Source organism: Salipaludibacillus daqingensis (assembly GCF_029891575.1).
GTDB lineage: Bacteria > Bacillota > Bacilli > Bacillales > Salisediminibacteriaceae > Salipaludibacillus > Salipaludibacillus daqingensis.
The window spans coordinates 250236-276554 of the sequence record NZ_JARZHF010000007.1; the positions used below are offsets into that span (position 1 = coordinate 250236).

Here is a 26319-nt window from a genome sequence, read left to right on the forward strand (position 1 = left end):
ACTTCAAGGAGAGATTTAAAAATGAGTAAAGGTAAAGTTGTTTTAGCTTATTCAGGAGGTTTAGATACTTCCGTTTCTATTAAATGGTTGCAAGATAAAGGGTACGATGTTATTGCTTTAGGTCTTGAGATCGGTGAAGGAAAAGACTTAGAAGCAATAAAAGAAAAAGCTCTAGAAGTGGGTGCTGATAAAGCAGTTATAATTGATGCAAAAGAATTACTAGCAGAGGAGTATTTACTTCCTGCACTAAAGGCAAACTGCATGTATGAAGGAAAATATCCGTTATCATCTGCTTTATCTCGACCGCTCATTTCCAAGCTGTTAGTAGAAGTTGCTGAACAAGAAGGAGCCGTTGCTGTGGCTCATGGTTGTACGGGAAAAGGGAATGACCAAGTTCGATTCGAAGTATCGATTCAAGCATTGAACCCTGACCTAGAAGTGATTGCCCCTGTTCGCGAATGGGGAATGAATAGAGAAGAAGAAATTGAATATGCAAAGCAAAAAAACATTCCAGTTCCAGTCAATCTTGAAAAACCTTATTCTATTGATGCAAATATTTGGGGAAGAGCTTGTGAAGCAGGAGTGCTTGAAGATACATGGAAAGAAGCACCGGAAGAAGCTTTTGATTGGACCGCATCGATTGCTGATGCACCAGATGAACCAGAATATGTGGAGATTGAATTTAAAGAAGGAAAACCAGTTGCATTAAACGGTCAACCTGAATCGTTGGTTAAAATTATTCAAAAACTTAATAAAATTGGTGGAAAACACGGTGTTGGTCGAATTGACCACATTGAAAACAGATTAGTTGGAATCAAAGCAAGAGAAGTATATGAAAATCCAGGAGCTCTTATCTTAATTAATGCACACAAAGAAATGGAATTTTTAACATTACCAAAAGAAGTCACACAATACAAAACGCAAATCGATCAAAAAATGACGCAACTTGTGTACGATGGATTATGGTACTCACCGTTGAAAAATGCTCTTGAAGCGTTTATTGATGACACGCAAGAAAAAGTTAACGGGAAAGTTCAAGTGAAGCTTTGGAAAGGCACACACATGGTTGTAGCGAGATATTCTGATAACAGCCTTTACAATGAAGAACTAGCAACGTATTCTAAAGGAGACGCATTTGATCACAATGCTGCTGTAGGTTTCATTAAACTATGGGGTCTTTCTACCAAAACGTATTCTCAAGTCAATAAAAAGAAAAAACCTGAATTAGTGAATAACCAACAAAAATAATAAAAAGTTTATCCTTCACCGCTGGCATATCATTGTGATATACCAGCGGTGATTACCATTAGATAGTGTATAAAAATTAAGTGAAATTCCAAAAATATAACCAGTTCATATATAGGAGGGAACAATCATGTCAAAGCTTTGGGGTGGTAGATTTACAAAAGATACGAATAAACTTGTTGAACAGGAAACTGCTTCGATTTCGTTTGATCAAAAACTTGCGAACGAAGACATTCAAGGGAGTATTGCCCATGTAAAAATGCTTTCTACAACTGGTACAGTATCCGAAGAAGAAGCCTTAACAATTATTGATGGACTTAAAAGTGTTCAAAAAAAGCTCGAACAAGGAGCTTTGACATACTCTATTGAGCATGAAGATATACATATGAATATTGAAAAGTTTCTCATAGATGAAATCGGGCCTCTAGGGGGGAAACTTCATACGGGGCGGAGTCGTAATGACCAAGTTGCTACTGATATGCATTTGTATTTGAAAAAGCATACAGAAGAAATCATTGAGTTGGTACACGCAACACAATCCGCTATTTTAAAGATCTCATCTGATCACGTAGATACAATTTTGCCTGGTTATACTCACTTGCAGCGAGCGCAACCAATTTCATTTGCACATCATTTGTTAGCTTATTTTTGGATGTTGCAACGAGACAAAGAAAGGTTCATAGACAGCTTGAAAAGAACAAGTGGATCGCCTTTAGGTGCAGGTGCTTTAGCTGGGACAACGTTTCCGATTAACCGACATCAAGTTGCTGATGAATTAGGTTTCGACTATGTGTATCCAAATAGCATGGATGCTGTTAGTGATCGAGATTTCATCTTAGAGTTTATGTCCGCTGCATCGATTATGATGATGCATATTTCACGGCTATCGGAAGAATTAGTCATTTGGAGTAGCCAAGAGTTTCAATTTATTGAATTAGACGATTCCTTTTGCACAGGTTCTAGTATCATGCCTCAAAAGAAAAATCCAGATGTACCTGAGCTATTGCGTGCCAAAACCGGGCGTGTTTACGGAAATTTAATTGGCTTATTAACTGTATTGAAAGGTTTGCCACTTGCTTATAACAAAGATATGCAGGAAGACAAAGAAGGTATGTTCGACACGGTAGAAACGTTAGAAGCTTCACTCATGATGTTAGCGCCTATGATTGAAACAATGAATGTAAAAAAAGAGAACATGAAACAAGCGGTATCTGAAGATTACTCGAATGCAACAGACATTGCAGATTATCTTGTTACAAAAGGAGTTCCGTTTCGACAATCACATGAAATTATCGGTAAAATCGTCTTGTACGGAATTGATAATGGGAAGTACTTACTCGATTTATCCATAGAAGAGTACAAAAAGTTCAGTGACTTTTTTGAAGAAGATATATACGACGTTTTAGCGCCTGAACAAGTGGTAGCTAATCGTCGAAGTTATGGTGGAACGTCCCAAGATCAAGTAAGAGAGCAGCTTAAGTTAGCAAAGAAAACATTGTCATCTTAACTCCCAAACTTTATAACGAGTAAAGCGAAGAGCGGGACGTTGAGAGTTATAACGTCCCGCTTTCTGTTTTTGCATCAAATCAACGATTTGTTATTCGAGTATTGTGTCGTATTTCTTAACAATTCTAAAATTGTATCACGATTGTTCTTGTTTATGATACAATAAATAGCATTAACGCGTTAAAGTGAGTGATGAAATCATGAGCGATTCTTTTATACGAATCATGACCCTTCAATCTCGACTGAAATCTTTGGATGAAGAAGAATTATCGGAGTTACGAGGTCTATTAGCAAAAAATCCCTGTATGTGCCAATCTTCTACCGATTGCAGAGGTATTTGCGCTGTAGAACGAAGAGTTTCTTTCGAAGTGAAACGACGGACGATAACATGAACCTGTATAGCGCTGGAGTAGCTTTATTCCAAGCGTTTTTCTATTAACTAAGTTAAAGCAAGTGTATAATCAACATTACACGATTACTGGAATTTTTCTATTAAGAAAAGGAGTGAACACAATGATTGATGTTCAATTAGAAGTAAAAGAGAATCCTAATAAAAAACCTAAACCAGACCCAGAAAACCTTCAGTTCGGTAAGATGTTTACTGATCATATGTTTACAATGGAATATTCGAGAGATAAGGGGTGGTTTCAACCGCAAATTGTTCCTTACGAGCCAATTACTCTTGAACCTGCGGCAATGATTTTCCACTATGGTCAATCAGTATTTGAAGGCTTAAAAGCTTATTTGACCGAAGATGGTGACGTTCAATTGTTTAGACCGGAAGAAAATTTAAAACGACTGAATCGATCGAATGCTCGACTAAGTATTCCGCCCGTTAGTGAAGAGCTCATGTTAAATTATTTGAAACAATTAATTACTGTGGAAAAAGACTGGGTTCCATCAGCGGAAGGAACGTCTTTATACATTCGTCCGTTTATTATTGCAACAGAACCTAGTTTATCGGTAGCACCTTCTAAAAGTTATAAACTGATGGTCATTTTATCACCGGTTGGCTCTTATTATCCAGAAGGTATACACCCAGTGAGCATTCAAGTAGAAGATCACTTCACTAGAGCAGTTCGAGGTGGAACAGGAACTGCAAAAACAGGAGGGAACTACTCAGCTGGATACAATGCACAAGAGTCTGCAGCGAATCAAGGGCATGCTCAAGTCATGTGGCTTGATGGGGTAGAGAAAAAATATATTGAAGAAGTTGGAAGCATGAATGTATTTTTCAAAATTAATGGTCAGGTAGTTACTCCAGAACTGAATGATAGTATTTTAGAAGGTGTAACGAGGAAGTCGATCATTGAACTATTGAAAGAATGGAAATTTGACGTTGTCGAACGAAAAATCTCCATGAATGAATTATACCAAGCGTATGAAAGTGGTCATCTAGAAGAAGCGTTTGGTGCCGGAACTGCCGCTGTCGTATCACCAATTGGTGAATTAAGCTCTGGTGATCAATCGATGATCATCAATGGTAGACAAACGGGTGAATTAACCAAATCTCTCTATTCAACCATTACAGGTATTCAAACAGGGAAACTTCCTGACCCATTTGGTTGGACAGAAAAAGTAGAATAAGCACCAAAGGCTGTCTCAAGCATCATTTTTGAGACAGCCTTTTTATACTTTAAGATAGTTTAACTCCATTAAATGGTTAAAGTATCACAAAACGAAGGCTTTCGCCAGCACTTGGCGATAAGCCAAGTTTTTCTAATTTTATTTCACATAACTTCGCACCATATTCTAAAAGGCAATATTTCAGCCTTATTATTTAGTTTTGTTTCCTTTTTAAATACATGTTTAAAAATTGAACTGCAATAAATGTAGTAACAAATGATACGACTCCTAAAAATAAAGGAAAAGTTTCAAACAATAACTGACCGAGAACTATGTTCATTGCACTAGCACTAAAGGCGATAGCTAATCCAAAGAAAATAGGATAAGGAATGGGTTTTAATTGCATCGTTTCATCCTCCAATATATGATGGTAGTAATCCTATTTCTGTCAATATTTCTTTCGCGCAATGTTCATTGTAACATAAGGAATATATATCAAATCTTTTACGTCCTACTTTAGGAGATGGCATGATGCTAAAACGTTTCTTACTTTTTTTATATACAAGAGTAGGCTTGAAAATTTGGGTTTTGTCTTTCTTAATATTTGTCCTATTTCTTGCTTTTGTACTTCCCGGAGTCGCAGAACAAACAAAAGAAGTCACTGGAACTTCTGAGTCCCCAGACGGATCTTATTTATACACGGCAGAAGACCTCTATCGTATTGCTGGTGAATATGGAGAAGAAGGCCGGACCTATTATATAACGTCTCGTTTTACTTTTGACGTTGTATGGCCGCTCGTATACTTATTCTTCTTAGCGTCATCTCTCACCGTTGTGTTTAAAAAATGGATGTCAGTCAAGGCACTTACATTTGTACCTTTGTTACCATTTGCAGGTGTTTTATTCGACTTTTTAGAAAACACTTCCGCTGCTTTTGTCATGTGGCGCTATCCTTTAGAAACACCATTTATTGCTCAATTAGCACCAGTTTTCACTTTTTTTAAATGGAACTTTATTTATGTCAGTTTTATTTGTATCGTAGTTGGCCTAGCTTATCGTTTGTTTTCCATTACACGGGAAAAAATGAAAATAACGAAATAGGTTGATTCATTTATATATTAAGAGCCGTGACGATTTAATTCGTTACGGCTTTTGATCGTTCTTATCTTTTAAAGTTAAACGGTTATTATCCATTGAAATCGTTAAGCGATGACTATGTGATTTAGCAGATTCATCAATATAAAAGGCTATATTGCTATGGTATTCAAAATTTTCAGCATGAGGTAACTCATCCAGAGTTAACCGAAAGTCTGACGTTCCTCATCTTTTTTTAGCTTTGTAGCCAATAACAACGGTATGTTTTGATTGTTTATCCATTAATTGCTGTAAAAAAGCCAATGCTTCTTGCGTTACTTCCATGATTAAACCTCCTTAGACTACTCTTTCTACAATCATACATCGTGAAACAGAAAAGAAAAAGTGTGAATAATAATGAAAAAACTTATAAAAACATATAATTCATTGATTTAATTGCATTTTATACTTATAATAAAAGAAGAGGAAGGGGGCTTTCTTGATGAACCAAGAAGAACGGATGGAAGCAATCGTTCAATTTTTAATCGATCAACCATCGATCAGAATTGAAGATATTTGTGAGATGTTTCAAGTATCTAAAGATACAGCAAGAAGAGACCTTATTCGGTTAGAAGAGAATGACCAAATTATTCGAACACGCGGAGGGGCGACGAGGTCTCAACTCGTTCGAGATATTCAAAGTTACCACGTGCGGTTAGATAATTTAACAGACAATCATAAACGAATTGGTCAAGTTGCAGCTTCGATGATCCAGACAGGCGATCGAATCATTCTTGATGCTTCTACAACTGTTCAAACGTGTGCTGCTGCTATGCAACATAAAGAGTGTGCAGTGGTTACGAATTCGATTCATCAAGCAGACCTGCTTGCGTCTTATTCCTCTGTTAGTATTCAACTGATTGGTGGAAATCTTCATAAGAGCCATCGTTATATGTACGGAACAGAGTCTTGTCAAAGCATAGCTCGATTTTTTGTAGATAAAGCATTTCTAGGAGTCGTTGGCATATCTGAAAATGGATTGACAGTAGCTCATGATGAAGATGCCTCTTTGAAAAAACAAATGATCAAGCAGGCAGATGAAACTTACGTATTAGCTGATCACACGAAATTTGGCAAAAATGATTTCGTGAAAATTGCTGAATTTCATGAAATTGATTATATCATTACTGATGAAAAGGTAGATAAGCATTTGTTAACTGTTATGAATGAACAAGGCGTTGAAGTGATTGTTATTTCATGAGTAATACTCGATTGTGATTGCGTGACTGTTCGGCAGGCGATAAAAAACAATCGATTATTAAATAATAAACCGCTCTAGTTTTTTAGGGCGGTTTTCCTTAATTTTTAAGTGTTTCTAATCAACATCATTCCGTTCTTATGGTACGATAATACAATAAGTAAAGGATAGAGGAGTTACTTCCATGAACGAAATTTGCATCATTCCTTGTGGTAATAAAAAAATATGGAGCAAACAACCCAACCGACAAGAAGTTCGTGCGGAAGAGGCGTATATTGGAACATTTCATCGTTTGTGCAAAACCTACGCTAAACACTTCTTCGATGATTTTGTTATTTTATCTGCTAAGCATGGGTTTTTGCATCCAGATGATTTTGTTGATGGTCCTTACGACGTTAGTTTTTCAATGAAAACAAACGAAGTCATCACCAATGACGAGTTAATAAGACAAGTAAGAAATAAAGGGCTAGACTCTTATGATAGATTTGTAGTATTAACTGGGAAAAAATACGTGCCTATTCTTGATCATACGTTACAGAAAGAAGCAGAATTGATTTTTCCGCTTCTTACGTCTAGTGGGATAGGTATTATGCAAAGAGAACTGAAACAAGCCGTTCATTTCGATACACCTCTTCGTAGTAATCCAATCATGAGGAGGCCGATTACGTGACAATTATTTCATCGATGGCACCTGTCATTGGTCCAGAAGCCAACGTACTGATTTTAGGGTCAATGCCTGGAATTAAATCACTTGAAAAACAACAGTATTACGGCAATCCAAGAAACCATTTTTGGTCTATTATTAGTGAATTATTGAATACAGATATCACAACATGGGATTATGAACAGAAATGTTCCTTCCTTATTGAAAACAAGATTGCCCTATGGGATGTGTTGGCGTCTTGCGAACGAAAAGGTAGCCTTGATTCAGCTATTCGTCAAGAAGAGATGAATGATTTAAATTCGCTTATTCAAGATTTTCCGACGATAAAGTGGATTGGATTAAATGGCACCAAAGCGTATCAATCTTTCCAAAAATATAGGAAGACAAAAGAATTTCCTGCCATGCCTTATACGAAATTACCTTCTTCCAGTCCGGTACCAGGGAAAAATGTAAAAACCTTTGAGGAGAAAGTTATTTCATGGCATGTGGTCCATCACTATTTAAATCTGACAGGAGAGAAGTAAATATGAATGATCAGACATTATTACTAATAGACGGATTTAATTTATTAAGCAGAGGGTATTTCGCAACAGCATATGGTAAAAGTGACGAACAACTTTCAAAAAACGAAAAAGGTCAATATATTAACGCAACTCGTGTGTTTTTTCAAAAATTATTTCAACTAACTCGAAATTATGATGTCACTCATATATCAGTAGCATGGGATGGAAAAAGAGAAGATACGACGAGGAACCAAAATTATTCATTTTATAAAGCACAACGAAATGACCTTCCAAAACCGTTGATAGAGCAATATCACTTAACGGTAGAACTTCTTGATAAATTAGACGTCCATCAAATTGCCGTTCCTGGATTTGAAGCTGATGATATTATCGGTGCTTTCTCTACTTCATGGCACGAAAATGAAACAGGGCAAACGTATATCTATAGTAATGACAGGGATTTATTTCAACTGTTAAATGCAACAACTTCTCAAGTGTTATCTAAGAAAAAACAAGAGATCGTTTATTCATCTGATAGTTTTCAAAAAGAATTTGATATTCATCCTTCTCAATGGGTTGATGTAAAAGCGCTTTTAGGTGATTCTAGTGATAATATTCCTGGATGTCCGGGTGTTGGTGAAAAATCTGCGTTGCCTTTGATTCGTCAATACGGAAATCTTAAACAAGTGTTTAAAAATATTGAGGAACTAGACCCAGCCTTTAATCGATATAAGAAAAAGCTTCGCGAAGGCGAAGAGTCTACATGGATTAGTAGAGAATTATCGGAAATTATCACGGACATAGATGAAGTATCTGCAACAGATACGAATGCGTTGAAAATTAGTTGGGAAGAAGAGTTCGTTTTACGAGAAATGAATGAAAACGGTATTCGGGTCAAGTTCAGATAAACGATGCATGTCGTTAGAAGATTGATATGTTTAAACTCATTGATATGAGAGGATGAAAGACTATGTTTTCATGGTTTAAACGAAAAAGTTGTGATTTATGCAAAGGGAAATTAACGAGTCCAACGAAATATTTAAACGAACGTGACGAAGAAATAAGTGTTTGTTTTCAATGTGTTCCACAAGCAGAAAGAAAAGCGTTACGGAGAAAATGATCAAGAGGAGGGACCTATATGAAACTTGTTTCCATTTGTCCAAGTAATACAGAGTTAGCCGTTTATGCGGGGTTAGGTGACTATTTAATTGGCGTGGATGATTACTCAGACTGGCCAGAGAATACGTTAAAAGGTTTACCACGATTAGGTCCGGACTTGTCTATAGATATAAACAAGGTAGCAGCCTTGAAACCTGACCTTGTTTTGGCATCGCAAACAGTACCTGGTATGGAAAAAAATATTGAAGGTTTAAAGGAGCAAGGAATCCCTTATGTTATCGTTCCAAACCCAAAAACTTTCTCAGATATTGGCAAACAATTGCTTTGGCTTGGAGAAGAAACAGGAAAACGAGAAACTGGTTTAGTTGCGCACGATCGTTTTTATTATTGGCTTGAAAAATATAAGAAATTAAGTGAACAAGTGACTGAGCACAAAACAGTCTATTGGGAGTGGTGGGGAAAACCTGTTTTCACGCCTGGTAAGCAAAATTGGCTTACAGAAATGACAGAACTAGCTGGAGGAAAGAACATTTTTTCTGATTATGAGCAAGCGAGCGTTAAAACAGATTGGGAAGATGTGTATAACCGAGACCCTGATGTGATTGGCGTCATATGGGTTGGTGTACATAAAGAAAAAGTAAAACCTAAAGTGATCAAAAAACGCCCTCAGTGGGAAGAGATGAGAGCGATCGTTAATGGTGAACTACATATTTTAGATGAACCATATTTTTGCCGTCCTTCGCCTCGACTGTTAATTGGATTGATGCAAATTGCAGCTATTTTACACCCGAACATATATCCTGCATACTCTGAAGGCTTTGATCCAATGGAAGTGGAATAAGTCTGAAACCTCCTTTTCTCCATGGACGTATATACAAATACAGGAAAAATAAGGAGGAGGTTAGTTATGTTGTATCTATTTCTAACTTTAGCTACGTTTGTTTTGTCTATCTTTTTGTTAAATTTGTATTTTGGATATGGCAAAAATAAAATTAGTCTCACGTTAAACGACCATTATAAGAATTACTCTGACCACATAAAGGCAACTGAAAAAGAGTTACAAAATCAAGGTAGAGATGCAGAATATTTGGGCAAGGGCAGATTTGTTGTGGATGGGGAAGTTTATTTATTCTCATCACCAACGATACCGATTTTTCCTCCCGCATTTATGCAGAGGACCGTATTAATCAAAAAAAAGTAACAAAATCAGTCTAGAAATCGTTCTTTTTGTTCTGGTGTTGGTAGCATGCATTCTTGTTTTTTCCCAAACCAGTCATATCGATGTTTTGCAATCCATTGATAGATCGTGTTACGTATAAACGGAGGGACGATTAAAAAAATAGCAAACAGCTTCCAGCCGCCTTTTAATTTCGATGAAATTCGAAGGGCGGCTGTTGATTTGTCATAAACACGTCCACCTTCTGTAATTAGCACAACACTATCTACGTCTTTTGAAGTGTTATGTTTTAAGAGCAATTCTTCTGCAACATTACTTTGTAATGATACAAACATGAATCTTCTGTTAGGATCTCTTTTCATAATAAATTGCACACTAGCCGAACACATGTTGCAGACGCCATCAAAAAGTATTATATCACTCATCTACCATTTCTCCTTTATGGACACGCGATTTTAGTATATTATTACATTTGGAGTGAGGTATCGTTCGGTATCGTCTATTATTTTCACGAAATATTTTATCGTTTTCCGACAGAAGACTCCCTCTTCCATCGCGAGAAGGGCTTTTAGCCCAGCGGTATGGGGGAGATGAATGGCGATTGGCGATAGCCAACAGACTCACCTTATGATATAATAAGAACAAACGTTCCTGTGAATGAGGTGTTGTCATGGTAGTAAAAAAAGCGTTCAAATTTCGTCTTTTTCCTAACCAAAAACAGGTCGATCTCATTCATAAAACGCTCGGTTGTTCTAGATTTGTTTTCAATTTCTTCCTCGGTAAGCAGAAGCAAAAAGACGCATACTGGTACATCGTCGAAGACATGGTGCAAAACGGTCAGCTACCTTCAAATAACTGGAAAGGAGAGTTTTTCAACAAATACGATTCGATGAAGGCGGTTCGCCCGTTAAAAGAGCAGTATCCTTTCTTAAAAGAAGTGGATAGTATTTCCCTGCAAAAGTCGGTTGAAAACCTCGCTGATTCTTACCAACGGTATTATAAAAAACAAACCAAAGCCCCTACATTTAAAAGTAAAAAGAACAAGGTACAGTCCTATATCACAAAGCAAACCAATGGAAATATCGCTGTTTCAAGTAAACACATCAAGTTGCCGAAGCTTGGTCTTGTTCGGTTTGCTAAAAGTCGTGACGTGGACGGGCGAATCATCAATGCAACCATACGACGCAACCCAAGTGGTAAGTACTTTGTGTCGATCTTAGCTGAAACAGAAGTCGTTGACATGCCGAAGACAAACGCCAGTACGGGCGTTGACTTAGGACTAAAAGACTTCGCTATCCTTGCAGATGGAACAAGATACAAAAACAATCGTTATTTCAAGTCGTTAGAACAAAAATTAGTAAAGGCTCAACAAGTTCTATCAAGGCGAGTCATCGGTTCTAGCAACTGGAATAAGCAACGAATCAAGGTCGCTCGAATACACGAAAAGATCGAAAACAAGCGGACAGATTTCTTGCATAAAACTTCGACGGATATTATCAAAAATCACGATATTATCGGAATGGAGAGTCTGCAAGTATCGAACATGATGAAAAATAAGAAAACAGCTAAATCCATCGCTGACGTATCTTGGTTCCAATTCAAGACCATGTTGAAATATAAAGCGAAATGGTACGGGAAGACGGTGGTGGAAGTGAGCAAAACCTTCCCTAGCTCCCAACGTTGTTCCAGTTGCGGCTATAAAAACAAAGACGTGAAAGATCTGAATTTGCGTGAGTGGACGTGTGTTTGTGGCATGCATCACGACCGCGATAGGAACGCAGGATTAAATCTCAAAAATGAAGCTATAAGGCTTCTAACCGTCGGTGCGACGGGGATAGCCTAATCAAAACTTTCGGTTACGAAGGTGTTCTTAGGAATCCCCCACTTCAAATAGCACGTAAGAGCAATGAAGTGGCGGGTAGTTCAATACTTAAATCATGTATTCACCTTTTACTACCTTACATCAACTATGATACAGGAAAGGGAGTTATAATTCACTTCGTACAGATCACCACAGATATGTGAGGAGGAAATGATATGGAAAGGGTAATGGTTGTAGGGGTTTCTGCGGGAGTTGGAAAATCAACTTTTGCGAAACGATTAAGTAAAAAGCTATCTATCCCGGTATATCACCTAGATCGTTATTATTGGGAACCAGGATGGAGGGAAACTTCCTATGAAACGTTTTGTAATAAACAAGAAGCACTCGTCAAAAAAAATAAATGGATTATTGAAGGAAATTACGGATCCACGTTTGATTTGAGAGCACAAGAAGCAGATACAATCATATATCTAGAACTACCGTTAAGAATTTGTTTGTACCGTGTACTGAAAAGATGGATCATGAATATTGGTAACAACCGAGACGACATGGGGCAGGGATGTCCTGAAAAAATGGATTGGGAATTCCTGAAATTTATAATCACAACGTTTCATCAACGAAAACAAAAAATGTCTGATAGATTAATAGCATTTGAAAAATCAGGAGCAGATAAAAATACATATAAATTAATAAATAATAAAGAAATTTCAGACTTTTTGAACAAAGATTGAATTCGTATAAGAGAGAGTAATATTGGCTTCACTCATGGACGTATAACGATCAAAACGATCTTTTTATGACTTGTAGGTGATCAACTGTAGTTTGTTTAAATTTCACTATATAGAATGACACACAGAAGTTGCTCGAAAAATAGCAGCTTCTTTTTTACGCGCGAACTCTAAGAATACAAAATACTCATTTTGTATTCTTGTTTGCAAAAATAGAATATGAAAAATGGCAATTAAGCCATATATACCAATAGATACAGAAGTTTTGACAGGTGAAAAATTGAATCGATAAAATAGCGAAATAAGAATACTAAATGAGTGTCATTGTATGTTAAAATAATTAATAGAGAGAAATAGTAGAGGAGAGAAAAATATGAACACGGCCAGTGAATCGAATAAAAAAAATTACGCCGACTATATTCGACTGACGGAAAAAGAGTTTCAGAAATTGACGGAGAGATTAGGGGCACATCAAACGAAACATCGAATGAAACGATTGAATGATATGAAACTGAAAGGGAAGCGTCCATTTAAAATGAAATCAGATTTTCAAGCTTTGCTTGCCATGACACCAAGAATGGTCGAACCTATTCGTGAAAAGCGAACAATTGAAACGATGAAACAAATATTACGCAATCGATCTTATCGGGATTACTTTATGTTTATACTCGGTTTAAACACAGGTCTTCGTGTAGGAGATATTTTGCCACTAAAAGTAGGGGACGTGCGAGGGAAACGATACATTAATATTATCGAAGAGAAAACAAACAAACCGAAACGATTTCCATTAAATCGTGACATTCGAGAGTATACTACAGATTATACAATTGGTATGAGTGATGATGAATACTTGTTTGCTTCACGAATGACAAAGCAACCTATTCAACGAGATAGAGCTTACAAAATATTAAAAGATGCAGCAGAAGAGGCAGGAGCAGAGTATGTTGGTACACACACGATGCGGAAAACATTCGGTTATCATTTTTATAAAAAATATAAAGATGCCTCGATGCTTCAGAAAATATTTAACCACTCCTCACAAAGCGTCACGTTGAAATATATCGGAATCTCACAAGAAGAAATCGATGATGCCATTGATGATTTTAGCTTATAAAAAATGAATGACTATTTTAACATCAAAAAACTCAGTTCACTAATTGAACTGAGTTTTTTGATGCACATGTGACTAATCTACGTTTTATATATTCGGTTAAAATACCACTTTAGTGATACTGGGACAAAAACAATAATTAAGATAATCCTAGTTAGTTGAAGGGACGTCACAACAGCAGGGTCTGCATTAACAATGGATGCCGTTAAAACCATTTCAACTAGTCCACCTGGAGCAGTGCTAAGCAGGGCCGTTGGTAAATCCATGGATGTTAGGGAATAGAGGATGTAACCAAATCCAAAAGAAATAAAAATTAATAAAAAGGCTAAACCAGCATAAATAAGCCCAAACTTACCGGCAAATTTGACATCTTTTAAAGAGATACTCTTTCCTAAGGATGTCCCAACGCATAGCTGAGCTGCAAGAAAGAGACTATTAGGAATAGAGGGAATGGTAACAGGTCCTATATTTAAACCCGCAGTGATGGCTAACGGGATGATCATGATCCCTGCAGGTAATAAGTTTTGAAATCGCACTCCTAACACAATGGGAATGACAAGCCAGAGAACGTTGAAAGAGAAAAACGTAGCACTAGTTTCAACTAACAGTTCCATTGTTTGACCGTTCTCACTAGAAAACACGTATAAGATGATAAAAGGTACTGTAAACAAAACAACAATGAGACGAATTGTTTGAAAGACCATCACATAAGCTGCATTCGCTTGAAGGGATTCACTAGCAATAACCATTTCGGTTAATCCACCAGGGATCGATCCAAATACACTTGTGATTTCATCCACTCGAATAAATTTTGAAACGAATAAACTGTTTATAATACTGATTATAATCAGTAGGAAGGTGAGAATAACATATGGGATAAGATAAGGACCAATGGCTTGAATCGTTGCCATAGTAAAATAGAGGCCAAACGACATACCTAATACGATTAAACCTGCATTTTTTAAATAGCTTGGCCATAACAACCTTCTATTTGTAAGTCCATTCCATAACATAACCGAAGTTAACGGACCAAGCATCCAGGGAAGAGGGAGGTTTAATATAAAAAAGATAACTCCTCCTAGAATTGAAAACGCCAACGTCTCAATAAATGGTTTAACTTCTTTCATAGATGAGGTCAACTCCAAAAAAACAGCTAGCTGCAAAGCAGCCAGCTGAAATCTTCTTATTCATCATCTTCTACAAGTTCATAAGCGCCTTCTTCATTGTGTGTTTCTTTTCCTGTGATCGGTGGGTTAAATACACAAACCATTCTCATATCTGATCCTGGATATGCACGAAGAAGATGCTCGTCATTTTTATCTAATGCATAAATCTCGTTAGCAGAGATCTTGTGAATTTTATTATCTGCAAGCGTTTCAACTTCGCCTTCTCCTTCAATGCAGTACACGGCTTCTAAATGATTCTGATACCAAATGTGCGTTTCCGTACCCGCTTTGATCACTGTATCATGAACAGAATAACCCATGTTATCTTTTTTCAATAGTAGGCGACGACTGGTCCAGTTTTCACCTTTCACTTCTTGATCTGATCCAATGATATCTTTTAGTTTAACTACTTTCATGTTTGTTAGTCCTCCTTAGATGTAATCCCTGTTTAGTTTGCTACTGTGTCTTTTTCAAGATTCATGGTTTTTACAGTTTCTTTAATGCTTTGCTCAATAATTTCAAATCCTCTTTCTAAACCTTCCTCATCAATATTAATAGGAGGGAATAGTTTAAATACTTGGTCATGTCCACCAGCAGTTTCCATGATTAATCCACGACGGAACGCTTCTTCAGCAACTTTTTCGCTGAATCCATCCACATCAGAAGATATCCCTTGCATGAAACCTCTGCCTTTGAGGTGACCTTTCATTTCAGGATTTTCTTTTATCATTTTATCAAGAAACGTTGTGATTTGATCAGATTTCTTTTGAATACTCTTTTCAAACGCTGGATCTTCCCAATACGTTAGTGCTTCCGTTGCAGTAATAAACGCGTGATTGTTTCCACGGAATGTTCCATTATGCTCACCAGGTTTGAAAGAATCAAGTTCTGGTCTAATTAACGTTAGCGCTAATGGTAGTCCATATCCACCAATCGATTTAGAAAGACAGACAATGTCAGGTTTAATACCAGCTGGTTCAAATGAGAAGAATGTGCCTGTTCGACCAACACCTGCTTGCACATCATCAATGATTAGCATGATGCCCCAACGTTTACAAATGTCATCAACTCTTTTGATCCATTCAAATCTTGCTGCATTAATACCGCCTTCACCTTGGACTGTCTCGAGAATGATCGCAGCAGGTATCGATACGCCACTACCATTGTCTTCTAAAAATCGCTCGAGATACTCCAGAGTGTCGAGATCTTCACTGACAAAGTTATCATAAGGCATAGTAACAGTATTTTGTAATGGTATTCCTGCGCCGCTTCTCTTCATAGAGTTTCCTGTAACAGAAAGGGCCCCAATTGTCATTCCGTGGAATCCATTCGTAAAACTAATAATATCTGTTCTACCTGTAACTTTTCTTGCTAATTTCAGTGCACTCTCAACGGTATTTGTTCCAGTTGGACCTGGGAACATAATTCTATAATCAAGATCTCTTGGTTTCAAGATCACATCATTAAATTTTTCTAAAAAGTTAACTTTTGCTTCTGTTGCCATATCCAATGAATGAGTAATTCCATCATCCAAAATATACTCTACAAGTTTTTTCTTCATATTTGGTTCGTTATGACCATAGTTAAGAGCTCCTGCTCCTGAGAAGAAGTCTACATATTCTTTCCCTTGCTCATCCCACATTTTGTACCCACGTGCTTTTGTAAAGACAGTAGGAAAACTTCTTACATAACTTCTTACACAAGATTCAAGTTCTTCAATAATTTTCAAGCCATTGTTAGTCATTATTTTAAAATCCCTCCGTCTTTTTTAATGATTCTCTTTAATTAAATAGATCGATTTACTTGGAAAAAGGTCCGATGCGATACGTGTATTCTGCTTTTTGTCCCTCTTCTGGAAATACGTCAGCAGGGAAGCAGTCATGCACTTCGCATGATGTGTCATGTTCTCTAGCTAATCTTTTAAATAAAGACTGAGAGGCTTCGTTATCTTTCGTTATGGTCGCCTCCAAATACTTCACGCTTTCACATGCGTCTCTTGAAATAATTTCATTTAACATTTTGGAGCCGATTCCTTTTCCGCGTTGAGATGAATCTACACCTACTTGCCATACGAAAATGACATCTGGATGTTCTGGTTGAATAAATCCTGTGATAAAACCAACGACTTCACCTCGTTCTTTGGCAACAACACAAGTCTCGGAGAAATATTCAGCCATCATAATGTATTTATAAGCAGAATTTAAATCAAGAGATGTTTTTTTGGCCAGAGCCCACATTCCTTGACCATCTTCCTTTGTTGGTTGTTCTAACGAAAATGTATCTAATATTGCCGTTGTGTTTTTACTCATAGCCATATTCCCACCTTTAAAGTTTTATTGTTCAAAGAGTTGAACATTCCTCCTTTTTCAATATTCATCTCAAGCAATGAACAATATTAATCATAGGGGCTTCTTGTTAAATAATCAAACATGGTTAAAGTGGATGAATAAGGATATATGTGGGTCAGTATAGGTTAGTCGTGCTTAGACCGTTCATCTTATTTATTTCTCCACTATCGTATCGAATACACCGAATTTGAGAATGAAAATGGGGGAAACCCTTGCTATGAAAGGCTTAAACAAAAACGATCTCAACATTTTTGTTGAGATCGTTGCTATGATAGGCTTTATAAGGAATTAATTGGATTTTGTGGTAAGTTTTGATTTTTTTTCTTCTCTTTCACGTGTACCTTTATCAAGAATTTTTTTACGTAAACGAATAGAAGTAGGTGTCACTTCACAATATTCGTCTTCATTTAAAAACTCAAGAGCCTCTTCAAGCGTTAAAATTCTAGGTTTTTTCATTGTTACAGTAAAATCTTTGTTTGCTGATCGAATGTTTGTTTGAGCTTTCATTTTGGTAATGTTGACAGTGATATCATTATCTCGAGTATGTTCACCAACAATCATACCTTCATATATTTCTGTTCCAGCTTCAAGGAAGAGTGTACCTCGGTCTTCTACTTGTAGCATGCCATATGGTGTTGCTTTTCCGTTTTCCATCGATACAAGTACACCTTGACGACGACCACCGACATAACCTTGAGCAACAGGCTGATAGCTATCAAACGTGTGGTTTAAGATACCGTACCCTTTCGTTTGGGCCATGAATTCAGTCGTATACCCAATAAGTCCTCGAGATGGAACTAAGAAGTCCATACGAACTTGTCCATCACCTTTATTGATCATGTTTACGAGCTCGCCTTTTCTTTCACCTAATGATTCCATGACTGCTCCTGTATATTCTTCAGGAACATCCACTTGACAGCTCTCAAAAGGTTCGCAGTTTTTTCCATCTACTTCGCGGATAATAACTTCAGGTTTAGATACTTGAAGTTCATAGCCTTCACGACGTAAATTTTCAATCAAAATGGAAAGGTGAAGTTCACCACGTCCAGATACAGTCCAAACGTCAGGGGAGTTTGTGTTTTCTACACGTAAACTAACATCCGTTTCAACTTGTGTCATTAAACGCGCTTCAATTTTTCTACTTGTCACGTGGTCACCTTCGCGTCCAGCGAAAGGACTATTGTTAACAATAAACGTCATTTGTAGTGTTGGTTCGTCAATTCTCACAAGTTCCATTGGGTCTTGATGATCAACTGGACAAATCGTTTCACCAACCATGATGTCTTCCACACCGGCAATCGCAATTAAATCTCCAGCTTTTGCTTCATCAATTTCCATTCGTTTTAAACCAAGGAAACCAAAAAGTTTAGAAATACGGAATTTTTTCACCGTTCCATCACGTTGGATAAGAGCAGCTTGATCACCTTTTTTCACTGTCCCTCTAAAAACACGTCCTACACCAATTCGACCTAAATAATCATTATAATCAAGCATTGTTACTTGGAATTGGAATGGCTCATCAGAATTATCTACTGGTGCAGAAACAGTATCGATTACTGTATCAAATACAATATCCATTTTACCATCTTGCTTTTCAGGATCTGGATCAAGACTTGCTGTTCCATTAATAGCAGATGCGAAAATAACAGGGAAGTCTAATTGATTTTCTTCTGCTCCTAATTCAATAAATAGGTCAAGCACTTCATCAATGACTTCGGTCGGCCGAGCCATTGGTCGGTCAATCTTATTCACAACAACAACTGGTGTTAACTTTTGCTCTAACGCTTTTTTCAAAACAAAGCGTGTCTGAGGCATACAACCTTCAAAAGCATCAACAACAAGTAGAACCCCGTCAACCATTTTTAAAATACGTTCCACTTCGCCACCAAAGTCGGCGTGTCCTGGAGTATCCATAATATTAATTCGAGTTCCTTGATAATTAACAGCTGTATTTTTAGCTAGAATCGTAATTCCACGTTCTTTCTCAATATCATTGTTATCCATCGCTCGTTCGTTTACTTGCTCGTTTTCGCGATACGTTCCTGACTGTTTCAATAGTTCATCCACGAGAGTTGTCTTCCCATGGTCTACGTGAGCAATAATCGCAATGTTCCTTATGTCTAATCGTTTGTTCATTAATAAAACGCTCCTGTTCTTTGTGTAAAGTAAATCAACTTTACTATTATATCACACTTGACAATAACACACACCGTATTTTCAGATATTTCGTGATTTTTATCATTTTAAGGCGAATTTAGTGTGCGTTAGTTCATTTTCTTTTATACTGAATCATATAAATAGTATCGAATTTTGTCAAATTAAATCGAAATGGGGAAGTATCATGAATGATTCTGTTATTTCACTAAATGATTTATTTCCAGGAATGCAGCTAGAAAATGACTTGCACGATCAGTTCAATAACCTTCTCTTTAAAAAAGGAACTGTCCTTACGAATGAACATCTAAAAGAATTAACAACGGAGAAACAAGCATTCTTTAAGTACAATCTAGAAAGACATGAAACAGAAGTGGATGTCGTACCATTACTGGTACAAATTAATTTGTTTCTTCGAAAAGTCACGTTTGTTGAAGAATGTGGTATCGATCTAGATGAGATGGAAAAGAATTATTATTTTCCCGATTCTTTATTAGAATCTGATTGGGAAAGACGTGCAAGTTATGATTATATAAAAAAAATAAACTACAGTTTCATCGAAGGTATGACAAAAAAATCACCAGAACAGTTAGATGCTACATCGCATGAAAATGTGGTCGTATCGTGTGAAAAAATTGCTTTTTGGCTAAATGAAATTTTTTGGCTGCGTCAAATAGCACCGTTTGTTTTTTATCATACAAGCTTAAAGTGGGTAGAAGAAAACACGATAGATTTACTCTCTTCTTGGCAAAAATTCTTTGTACCATATCCTGAACAAACGAACATTATCATGAAAAATGGGAATACGTGTGAAGTAGTATCATCGTCTTCTCAGACGCCATTTTCACCGTTATTAAAATTAGCAGGAGAAAAGGAAGGGGCCACATATTTCGTCGAAGATTTAACATCTGAAGTAGAAAAGGTATTACCGTTGCAGTTTGATTTTGAAAAGTATTAGTTGATCGTTAACGTAAATTTTTTTACAACTATATTGACAATAAGAAGGAGATCTCATTTGCATGGGATCACCCTTCTTATTTTTTGTGATAGTGGGGAAGTTACAACCTTTTGTTAATGGAAGTTTGGCTTAAAGTTTGGTGAAAATGCGGCAATCAAAGAATTAGTGTACCTTCCTCACGATAGCAACAGAGTCTTGCAACAAAAATCTAAATTACAAAACTATTTAATTTGCCCTTGACCATGAACGACATATTTTGTTGTTGTTAACGCTTCTAATCCCATCGGACCTCGAGCATGTAATTTTTGTGTACTAATACCAATCTCAGCTCCAAATCCAAATTCAAAGCCATCTGTAAATCGAGTAGAGGCGTTATGATAAACAGTGGAAGCATCAACACTATTCAAGAACAGTTCAGTGTTTCCTGGATGTTCCGATAAAATGGATTCAGAATGTTTTGTTCCGAATTGTTGAATGTGATCAATTGCTTTTTCAATAGAAGGAACAATTTTTACAGCAAGAGTTAGATCAAGAAATTCCGTAGACCAATCGTCCTCATCTGCAGGATCAATTCGGTTATCGAATTCAACTGCTTGAGAATCACCTTTTAAATGAACATGATGCCTTTGTAATTCTTCTACGAGTTCGGATAAATGTCGTTCTGCCCAATTCTCATGAACGACAACCGTCTCACATGCATTACAGACCGATGGACGTTGTGTTTTTGCGTTTGTAACAACAGGAAGTACTATGGTTTTATTGGCAGATTCATCAATGTATATATGACAGTTACCAGCACCCGTTTCTAAAACAGGTACTTGGGATTGTTCCACAACCGTATCAATCAGTTTTTTTCCACCTCTTGGTATAAGAACATCAATTAAATCTTTACGAATGTATAAGTCTTTCACTTTTTCCCGATTCGCTTCTTCAATTAATTGAATGGCTTCTTCAGGAATACTCGTAGTCGATAAAGCCGAACGGATGACCGAAACAATCGCTCGATTCGAATGAATCGTCGATGTACTCCCTCGAAGTAAAATGGCGTTTCCTGTTTTGATAGATAAAACAGCAGCATCAACAGTCACATTAGGTCTCGCTTCATAAATAATTCCAATGACACCTAGGGGAACCGAAACCTTTTTAATGTCAAGCCCATTCGGTCGAACCGAATGCCATTGAATACGCCCGATTGGATCGTCTAAATTTGTTAATAAACGGATGGAAGCAACCATATCTTCCAACCGTTCTTTTGTTAACGTTAGTCGATCGACCATCGCTTTTGTTAACCCTTTTTCTACAGCCGCTTCTAAATCTTTTTTGTTAGCTGCTAATAAGCTATCCGTATTTTCGATTATCTTATTAGCAATGGTATGCAATGCTTCGTTTTTTTGAGCTGTCGTCACTTGTGCAAGTTGTCTCGTTTGTTGTTTAGCAATTGTTGCTTTTGTTATAACTTCATTCATGATAATAGCCTCCATTCATTAAATTGAAAACCAATAGTCCCGGTGAATCGCTTCATTTGACGTTTCTTTTTTATTTTTTTCCGAATGGTTAATCATCGAGTTAAGTTGTTCGGCACGATAGTTTACTTTCCCTTTACCGATAATTTGTCCACCAGAATTGTAGACATCGACTACATCATTTTTCTCAAACTTTCCCTCAATAGCAGTAATTCCTACGGGTAATACACTTTTCCCATTTTTCAAAACTGCATGTGCTGCTCCTTCATCCAGAATAAGTTTTCCTTTTGATGTGGAGTGATAAGCTATCCACTGTTTTTTATTTTTCATGACTCTGTGTTTGGAAGGGGAGAGGTAAGTTCCATTTCCTTGTCCCTGTAATATTGTTGATAAGACAGTCGCATCATTTCCTTTCCCAATAAAAACGTCAACACCCATAGATAAAGCAGCTTTTGCTGCATTTAGTTTTGAATTCATCCCGCCGGTTCCTACCTTCGAGGAAGATCCTTGCGCTTTTTCCATCAAATCATCTGTAATCTCATTTAAAAAGGCATATTTCTTCGCTTCAGGATTGGTATGGGGATTCGCATCGTATATTCCATCAATATCAGTTAAAATGATTAACTGATCTGCATGAAGAAACCCGCTAACTAAAGCTGAGAGCATATCATTATCTCCGAACGTCAATTCTTCTATCGCTGTAGAATCATTTTCATTAATAATTGGAATCACTTTTCTTTTTAATAGTTCCTTTAAAGTGTTCGACGCATTTTGATATTGCTCTTCCTGCAAGAAATCTTGCCTCGTTAACAATAACTGGGCTGTGATCAATCCTTTTTCATAGAACGCCTCAGCATATCCTTTCATAAGTAAATTTTGACCAACTGCTGCTGCGGCTTGTTTGCCAGACACTGTCACTGGTCTTGCAGGATAACCAATCATTTTAAAACCAGCTGCAACTGCTCCAGAAGAAATGAGGATTACCTCATGTTCTTTTTCCGCCAATTCGGCGATCGCTTTAACGTACGTATTTAGTTTCAAGGGAGATAATTGACCATCTTTTTCTGTTAATGAACTACTACCAATTTTTACGACGATTCTTCTCTTTGACACGCTGCATCCTCCTTTTTGTTAGGTTTTTGTTGAGGTATATGGAACGTAACTATAACTGTTTTAAAATAATGCCTCTGTTATCATTCCTAGTTTATTTAAAAAACCTCTGAAAAGTTTTAACATAGCTAAAAATAAAAAAATGCCTTCATCCTTCTAAATTAAAAAGGACGAAAGCATTTGGCTCCGCGGTACCACCTTAGTTGACATGAAAATGTCCACTTGAATCTCGTAACGTGAGTAAAACGTACTCGTTAAAAATTGAGTAGGTTCAATAATCGTAACCAATGGAATCTTTCAGCCGATGAATTCCAATCTCTACTGGCAGAGAATTATTTACTAGTCTCAATACGTAGTATGTATAACTGTTTAATTTTTATAATTATCTGATAATACACACTCGATGTCAAGAGCAATTTAGAAATAATTATTTATTTCTTAAACGATTATTTCATTAGCTTAGAACAAATAAAAAAATATAGCGTATTAAAAAAGCAAAAGTTTTGAAAAAAGTTAAAATATTGAAACTTTTCCTTACTATTCTACGTATACGGTAACTATAAATAAACTTGAATCCTAATATCATGGATTCAAGATAAAAAAGGGAGGAAATAAATGGATACAAAATGGAAAATTGATCCTGATGATATTCATAAAGGGTTAATCGTAATAAGTATTATTTTTACATTAAGTGCTTTTTTTATTCCGATTATTGTCATATACATAATGCAAGATGTATTGTATTTTTCAAGAGATCATTGGTTTCTTGAGGCTCCAATAAGTGCTTATATCATTTTTATTGTAGGAATGCTAATTGTTCCTATCATGTCTATTTTATATTTTATAACATCATTTATTTTAAAGAAAAATCACATTTCCATTAATGTCGGGTGGTTATTTCTAATTGCTTCATTAACATTCATCCCAATGAGTTCTCTTGGGGTTATGAATTATTATTACTTAGATGAAGAAGGTTTGCATTATAACCATTTGTTAGCTACAGAAGAAACAACGTATTTATGGAAAGATATAGCTGAAATTATTCCTTATGTCGATGAAGAAGATCAGTATTTTTCCCGATTAGGAATAATAACAGAGGATGGTCGTGAAGTGGAATTGTCTGCAACCTTTGAGCTGTTACAGTATCGATCGCAAGTCTTTCAATTAGTGGAAAACCATGGGGGAGAGATCACTGAGCGAACAGAACTTGAAAACTAACGCAAAAACGCGCCAATAAAGGCGCGTTTTTCATTTAGATAGACGCATTGTTTTATATATCACATTAATTTATTAAAGATTGAAGTGGTGCTGGAATACGTCCCCCACGCTGAATAAACTTCTCCGAACTAAATGGATTAACGCCCATCACTGGTGCTCTTCCTAACAATCCACCGAATTCAACCATGTCACCTTCTTGTTTACCTGGGACAGGAATGACACGAACAGCGGTAGTTTTCTTATTAATCATCCCAATGGCCATTTCATCTGAAATTAACCCTGATAATGTGGCAGGGGAAACGTCTCCTGTTAATGCAATCATGTCTAAACCGACGGAACATACACATGTCATTGCTTCGAGTTTAGATAAACTTAGTGAATTGTCTTCAATCCCTTTAATCATGCCATTATCTTCACTAACAGGAATGAAGGCTCCACTTAACCCACCTACATAGGAACTTGCCATGGCACCACCTTTTTTCACAGCATCATTCATTAATGCTAACGCGGCAATCGTCCCGTGTGTTCCAACTCTTTCTAAACCCATTTCCTCTAAAATTTCAGCCACACTATCATTCAACGCATTGGTAGGGGCGAGAGAAAGGTCCATTATTCCAAATGGAAGGTTTAAACGATCGGCTACAACTCGGCCGATCATTTCACCTGCACGAGTAATTTTGAACACTGTCTTTTTAATTACTTCTGAGATTTCGCCAAAATCAGCATCCTTATGTCGTTTCAAAGCGTTCAAAACAACACCAGGTCCACTAACGCCAACGTTGATTACTGCTTCGCCTTCACCTGTTCCATGAAAGGCACCTGCCATAAACGGATTATCTTCTACAGGATTACAAAACACAACAAGTTTTGCACAAGCAATTCCATTTGCATCTTTCGTTCGTTCGGAAGACTCTTTAATAATTTTTCCCATCAATTGCACAGCATCCATATTAATACCCGTTCTTGTTGTAGCGACAGAAACGGAAGCGCATACTCGTTCTGTAACACTTAGCGCTTCTGGGAGGGCATCCAACAATGTTTGATCACCTTTTGTAATTCCTTTATGAACCAAAGCAGAAAAACCACCGATAAAATCAACACCTAAAAATTGAGCTGCGCGATCTAGTGTTTTTGCCAGTTCGACTGCTTCATCTTTTGTTGCATGACCGAGAAGTTCAGCAACGGGAGTGATAGATATCCTTTTATTGATAATCGGAATCCCATATTCTTTTTCCACTTGTTCAGCAACTGACCGTAATTCACCAGCATAAGTAGTTATTTTGTTGTAAACTCTTTCATTCATTTTTTCGAAATCAGGGTCGATACAGTCTTTCAAACTTATTCCCATTGTCACAGTTCGGATATCTAAACTTTCCATTTGTACCATTCGGATTGTTTCTTGAATTTCAGCGAAAGCTATATTCATCATTGTTTCTCTCCTTTAGATTCGGTGCATCGTTTGAAAAATGTCTTCTAACTGAATGTTTATTTTTAATCCTAATTCTTTACTTACTTCGTCAAAGTCGTGATGAAGTTTGTCCAAATCTTTTGCTTCGGATACATCTACTAACATCATCATTGTAAAAAAGTCTTGTAAAATCGTTTGGCTAATATCTAACACGTTCATATGATTGTCTGCTAAAGCTGTCGTAACTTTAGCAATAATTCCAACCTGATCTTTCCCAACAACACTAACTACGGCACGTTTTTGCTTCATTTTCTCACCTCATCATAATATTTTAAATCGTGACCTATCTAGGTCCTGTCCGATTCATCATTTTCAATGTAAAATAATGATCATTACCAATACAATTAGAAAAACTTGGCTTATCGCCAAGTCATGGCGAAAGCCTTAGTTTATTTATACTTTAGCCCTTTAACGGAGTTAAACTTAAAGTATAAAAAAAAGATTGGAGTGGCTCCAATCTCTAAAGGTAAAAGAAATAGTGACATCTATCGTATAGACATCTTTCTTCTGTCCTTTTGCCTGAGATTGTGAATCCTTCGGCGCCGCTATATATAAAGCGGACTCTCCAGAAGCGGCTCATGTTATAGTGTGACCCATAACCATCATAACCAGCTTTTAATTTGTGTGAATAAAAAAATCCTATCAGTTTTCGACAAAATAG

The 26319-nt window shown here is 36.7% G+C and carries 28 protein-coding genes and 1 riboswitch; of the genes, 17 read left to right on the forward strand and 11 right to left on the reverse strand.

Going from position 1 to position 26319, the window contains the following annotated elements; genetic code table 11:
• Positions 1–21 precede the first annotated feature (21 nt).
• The 4 genes from QDN89_RS14975 to QDN89_RS14990 all read left to right on the forward strand — a co-directional run bounded on the left by QDN89_RS14975 (position 22) and on the right by QDN89_RS14990 (position 4338).
• Positions 22–1248, forward strand: a complete 1227-nt coding sequence (locus QDN89_RS14975; protein WP_280770965.1) for an argininosuccinate synthase — start codon at positions 22–24, stop codon at positions 1246–1248.
• A 127-nt stretch (positions 1249–1375) separates the two neighbouring features.
• Positions 1376–2752, forward strand: a complete 1377-nt coding sequence (gene argH, locus QDN89_RS14980; RefSeq protein WP_280770966.1) for an argininosuccinate lyase — start codon at positions 1376–1378, stop codon at positions 2750–2752.
• A gap of 199 nt (positions 2753–2951) precedes the next feature.
• Positions 2952–3143, forward strand: a complete 192-nt coding sequence (locus QDN89_RS14985) for a hypothetical protein (RefSeq protein WP_280770967.1) — start codon at positions 2952–2954, stop codon at positions 3141–3143.
• A 121-nt stretch (positions 3144–3264) separates the two neighbouring features.
• A complete protein-coding gene (locus tag QDN89_RS14990; protein WP_280770968.1) occupies positions 3265–4338 on the forward strand; it encodes a branched-chain amino acid aminotransferase in 1074 nt (357 codons plus the stop codon).
• 193 nt (positions 4339–4531) lie between these two features.
• Here QDN89_RS14990 and QDN89_RS14995 read toward each other — a convergent pair whose 3' ends face one another.
• Positions 4532–4723 carry a hypothetical protein gene (locus QDN89_RS14995; RefSeq protein WP_280770969.1) on the reverse strand — a complete coding sequence of 64 codons (192 nt, stop codon included), beginning with the start codon at positions 4721–4723 and terminating at the stop codon, positions 4532–4534.
• Positions 4724–4848: 125 nt separating this feature from the next.
• On the opposite strand from QDN89_RS14995, the gene QDN89_RS15000 reads away from it, so the two are divergent.
• The 8 genes from QDN89_RS15000 to QDN89_RS15035 all read left to right on the forward strand — a co-directional run bounded on the left by QDN89_RS15000 (position 4849) and on the right by QDN89_RS15035 (position 10136).
• A complete protein-coding gene (locus tag QDN89_RS15000) occupies positions 4849–5418 on the forward strand; it encodes a hypothetical protein (RefSeq protein ID WP_280770970.1) in 570 nt (189 codons plus the stop codon).
• 475 nt (positions 5419–5893) lie between these two features.
• Positions 5894–6652: a DeoR/GlpR family DNA-binding transcription regulator gene (locus tag QDN89_RS15005; RefSeq protein WP_280770971.1), complete on the forward strand. Its 759-nt coding sequence runs from the start codon at positions 5894–5896 to the stop codon at positions 6650–6652.
• A 181-nt stretch (positions 6653–6833) separates the two neighbouring features.
• Positions 6834–7319: a DUF6884 domain-containing protein gene (locus QDN89_RS15010; protein ID WP_280770972.1), complete on the forward strand. Its 486-nt coding sequence runs from the start codon at positions 6834–6836 to the stop codon at positions 7317–7319.
• The gene (locus QDN89_RS15015) at positions 7316–7837 is read left to right on the forward strand and encodes a DNA-deoxyinosine glycosylase (protein ID WP_280770973.1); all 522 of its coding nucleotides are present in this window, start codon (positions 7316–7318) and stop codon (positions 7835–7837) included. The genes QDN89_RS15010 and QDN89_RS15015 overlap by 4 nt, the downstream gene beginning before the upstream one ends.
• Positions 7838–7839: 2 nt before the next feature.
• Positions 7840–8724, forward strand: coding sequence for a 5'-3' exonuclease (locus QDN89_RS15020; protein ID WP_280770974.1), 885 nt, complete (start codon positions 7840–7842; stop codon positions 8722–8724).
• A gap of 62 nt (positions 8725–8786) precedes the next feature.
• Positions 8787–8936, forward strand: a complete 150-nt coding sequence (locus QDN89_RS15025) for a hypothetical protein (RefSeq protein ID WP_280770975.1) — start codon at positions 8787–8789, stop codon at positions 8934–8936.
• 18 nt (positions 8937–8954) lie between these two features.
• Positions 8955–9776: a cobalamin-binding protein gene (locus QDN89_RS15030; protein WP_280770976.1), complete on the forward strand. Its 822-nt coding sequence runs from the start codon at positions 8955–8957 to the stop codon at positions 9774–9776.
• Between the two features lie 66 nt (positions 9777–9842).
• Positions 9843–10136, forward strand: coding sequence for a hypothetical protein (locus tag QDN89_RS15035; RefSeq protein WP_280770977.1), 294 nt, complete (start codon positions 9843–9845; stop codon positions 10134–10136).
• 5 nt (positions 10137–10141) lie between these two features.
• Here QDN89_RS15035 and QDN89_RS15040 read toward each other — a convergent pair whose 3' ends face one another.
• Positions 10142–10537: a thiol-disulfide oxidoreductase DCC family protein gene (locus tag QDN89_RS15040; protein ID WP_280770978.1), complete on the reverse strand. Its 396-nt coding sequence runs from the start codon at positions 10535–10537 to the stop codon at positions 10142–10144.
• Positions 10538–10782: 245 nt separating this feature from the next.
• Between QDN89_RS15040 and tnpB the strand changes: the two genes are divergently transcribed.
• The 3 genes from tnpB (at position 10783) to QDN89_RS15055 (ending at position 13776) form a co-directional block, all read left to right on the forward strand.
• A complete protein-coding gene (gene tnpB, locus QDN89_RS15045) occupies positions 10783–11955 on the forward strand; it encodes an IS200/IS605 family element RNA-guided endonuclease TnpB (RefSeq protein WP_280770979.1) in 1173 nt (390 codons plus the stop codon).
• Between the two features lie 194 nt (positions 11956–12149).
• Entirely contained in the window at positions 12150–12665 is a 516-nt protein-coding gene (locus QDN89_RS15050) for a P-loop NTPase family protein (RefSeq protein ID WP_280770980.1), read from the forward strand.
• Positions 12666–13035: 370 nt separating this feature from the next.
• Positions 13036–13776, forward strand: coding sequence for a site-specific integrase (locus tag QDN89_RS15055; RefSeq protein WP_342394384.1), 741 nt, complete (start codon positions 13036–13038; stop codon positions 13774–13776).
• A gap of 77 nt (positions 13777–13853) precedes the next feature.
• Here the strand turns inward: QDN89_RS15055 and QDN89_RS15060 are convergent, their stop codons facing one another.
• The 5 genes from QDN89_RS15060 to typA all read right to left on the reverse strand — a co-directional run bounded on the left by QDN89_RS15060 (position 13854) and on the right by typA (position 19423).
• Complete coding sequence (locus QDN89_RS15060; RefSeq protein WP_280770981.1) at positions 13854–14900, reverse strand: AbrB family transcriptional regulator; 1047 nt, start codon at positions 14898–14900, stop codon at positions 13854–13856.
• A gap of 56 nt (positions 14901–14956) precedes the next feature.
• Positions 14957–15355, reverse strand: coding sequence for an ectoine synthase (locus QDN89_RS15065; RefSeq protein WP_280770982.1), 399 nt, complete (start codon positions 15353–15355; stop codon positions 14957–14959).
• 32 nt (positions 15356–15387) lie between these two features.
• Positions 15388–16683, reverse strand: coding sequence for a diaminobutyrate--2-oxoglutarate transaminase (ectB, locus tag QDN89_RS15070; protein WP_280770983.1), 1296 nt, complete (start codon positions 16681–16683; stop codon positions 15388–15390).
• A 55-nt stretch (positions 16684–16738) separates the two neighbouring features.
• Complete coding sequence (gene ectA / locus QDN89_RS15075; RefSeq protein WP_280770984.1) at positions 16739–17248, reverse strand: diaminobutyrate acetyltransferase; 510 nt, start codon at positions 17246–17248, stop codon at positions 16739–16741.
• Between the two features lie 327 nt (positions 17249–17575).
• A complete protein-coding gene (typA, locus tag QDN89_RS15080; RefSeq protein WP_280770985.1) occupies positions 17576–19423 on the reverse strand; it encodes a translational GTPase TypA in 1848 nt (615 codons plus the stop codon).
• A 205-nt stretch (positions 19424–19628) separates the two neighbouring features.
• Here typA and QDN89_RS15085 point away from each other — a divergent pair, with 205 nt between their 5' ends.
• Positions 19629–20399, forward strand: a complete 771-nt coding sequence (locus QDN89_RS15085) for a hypothetical protein (protein ID WP_280770986.1) — start codon at positions 19629–19631, stop codon at positions 20397–20399.
• 221 nt (positions 20400–20620) lie between these two features.
• On the opposite strand, the gene QDN89_RS15090 is transcribed toward QDN89_RS15085, so the two are convergent.
• Both QDN89_RS15090 and proB read right to left on the reverse strand, forming a co-directional pair.
• Positions 20621–21865, reverse strand: coding sequence for a glutamate-5-semialdehyde dehydrogenase (locus tag QDN89_RS15090; protein ID WP_280770987.1), 1245 nt, complete (start codon positions 21863–21865; stop codon positions 20621–20623).
• 18 nt (positions 21866–21883) lie between these two features.
• Positions 21884–22975 (reverse strand): glutamate 5-kinase, encoded by a 1092-nt coding sequence (proB, locus tag QDN89_RS15095; RefSeq protein WP_280770988.1) that lies wholly within the window; start codon positions 22973–22975, stop codon positions 21884–21886.
• Positions 22976–23587: 612 nt separating this feature from the next.
• Between proB and QDN89_RS15100 the strand changes: the two genes are divergently transcribed.
• Positions 23588–24190 carry a hypothetical protein gene (locus QDN89_RS15100; RefSeq protein ID WP_280770989.1) on the forward strand — a complete coding sequence of 201 codons (603 nt, stop codon included), beginning with the start codon at positions 23588–23590 and terminating at the stop codon, positions 24188–24190.
• Between the two features lie 64 nt (positions 24191–24254).
• Here QDN89_RS15100 and QDN89_RS15105 read toward each other — a convergent pair whose 3' ends face one another.
• On the reverse strand, positions 24255–25616 hold the full coding sequence (locus tag QDN89_RS15105) for a PFL family protein (protein ID WP_280771043.1): 1362 nt from the start codon (positions 25614–25616) through the stop codon (positions 24255–24257).
• 15 nt (positions 25617–25631) lie between these two features.
• Complete coding sequence (locus QDN89_RS15110) at positions 25632–25907, reverse strand: ACT domain-containing protein (protein WP_280770990.1); 276 nt, start codon at positions 25905–25907, stop codon at positions 25632–25634.
• A 248-nt stretch (positions 25908–26155) separates the two neighbouring features.
• A riboswitch (glycine riboswitch) is annotated at positions 26156–26237 on the reverse strand.
• Between the last annotated feature and the right edge of the window lie 82 nt (positions 26238–26319).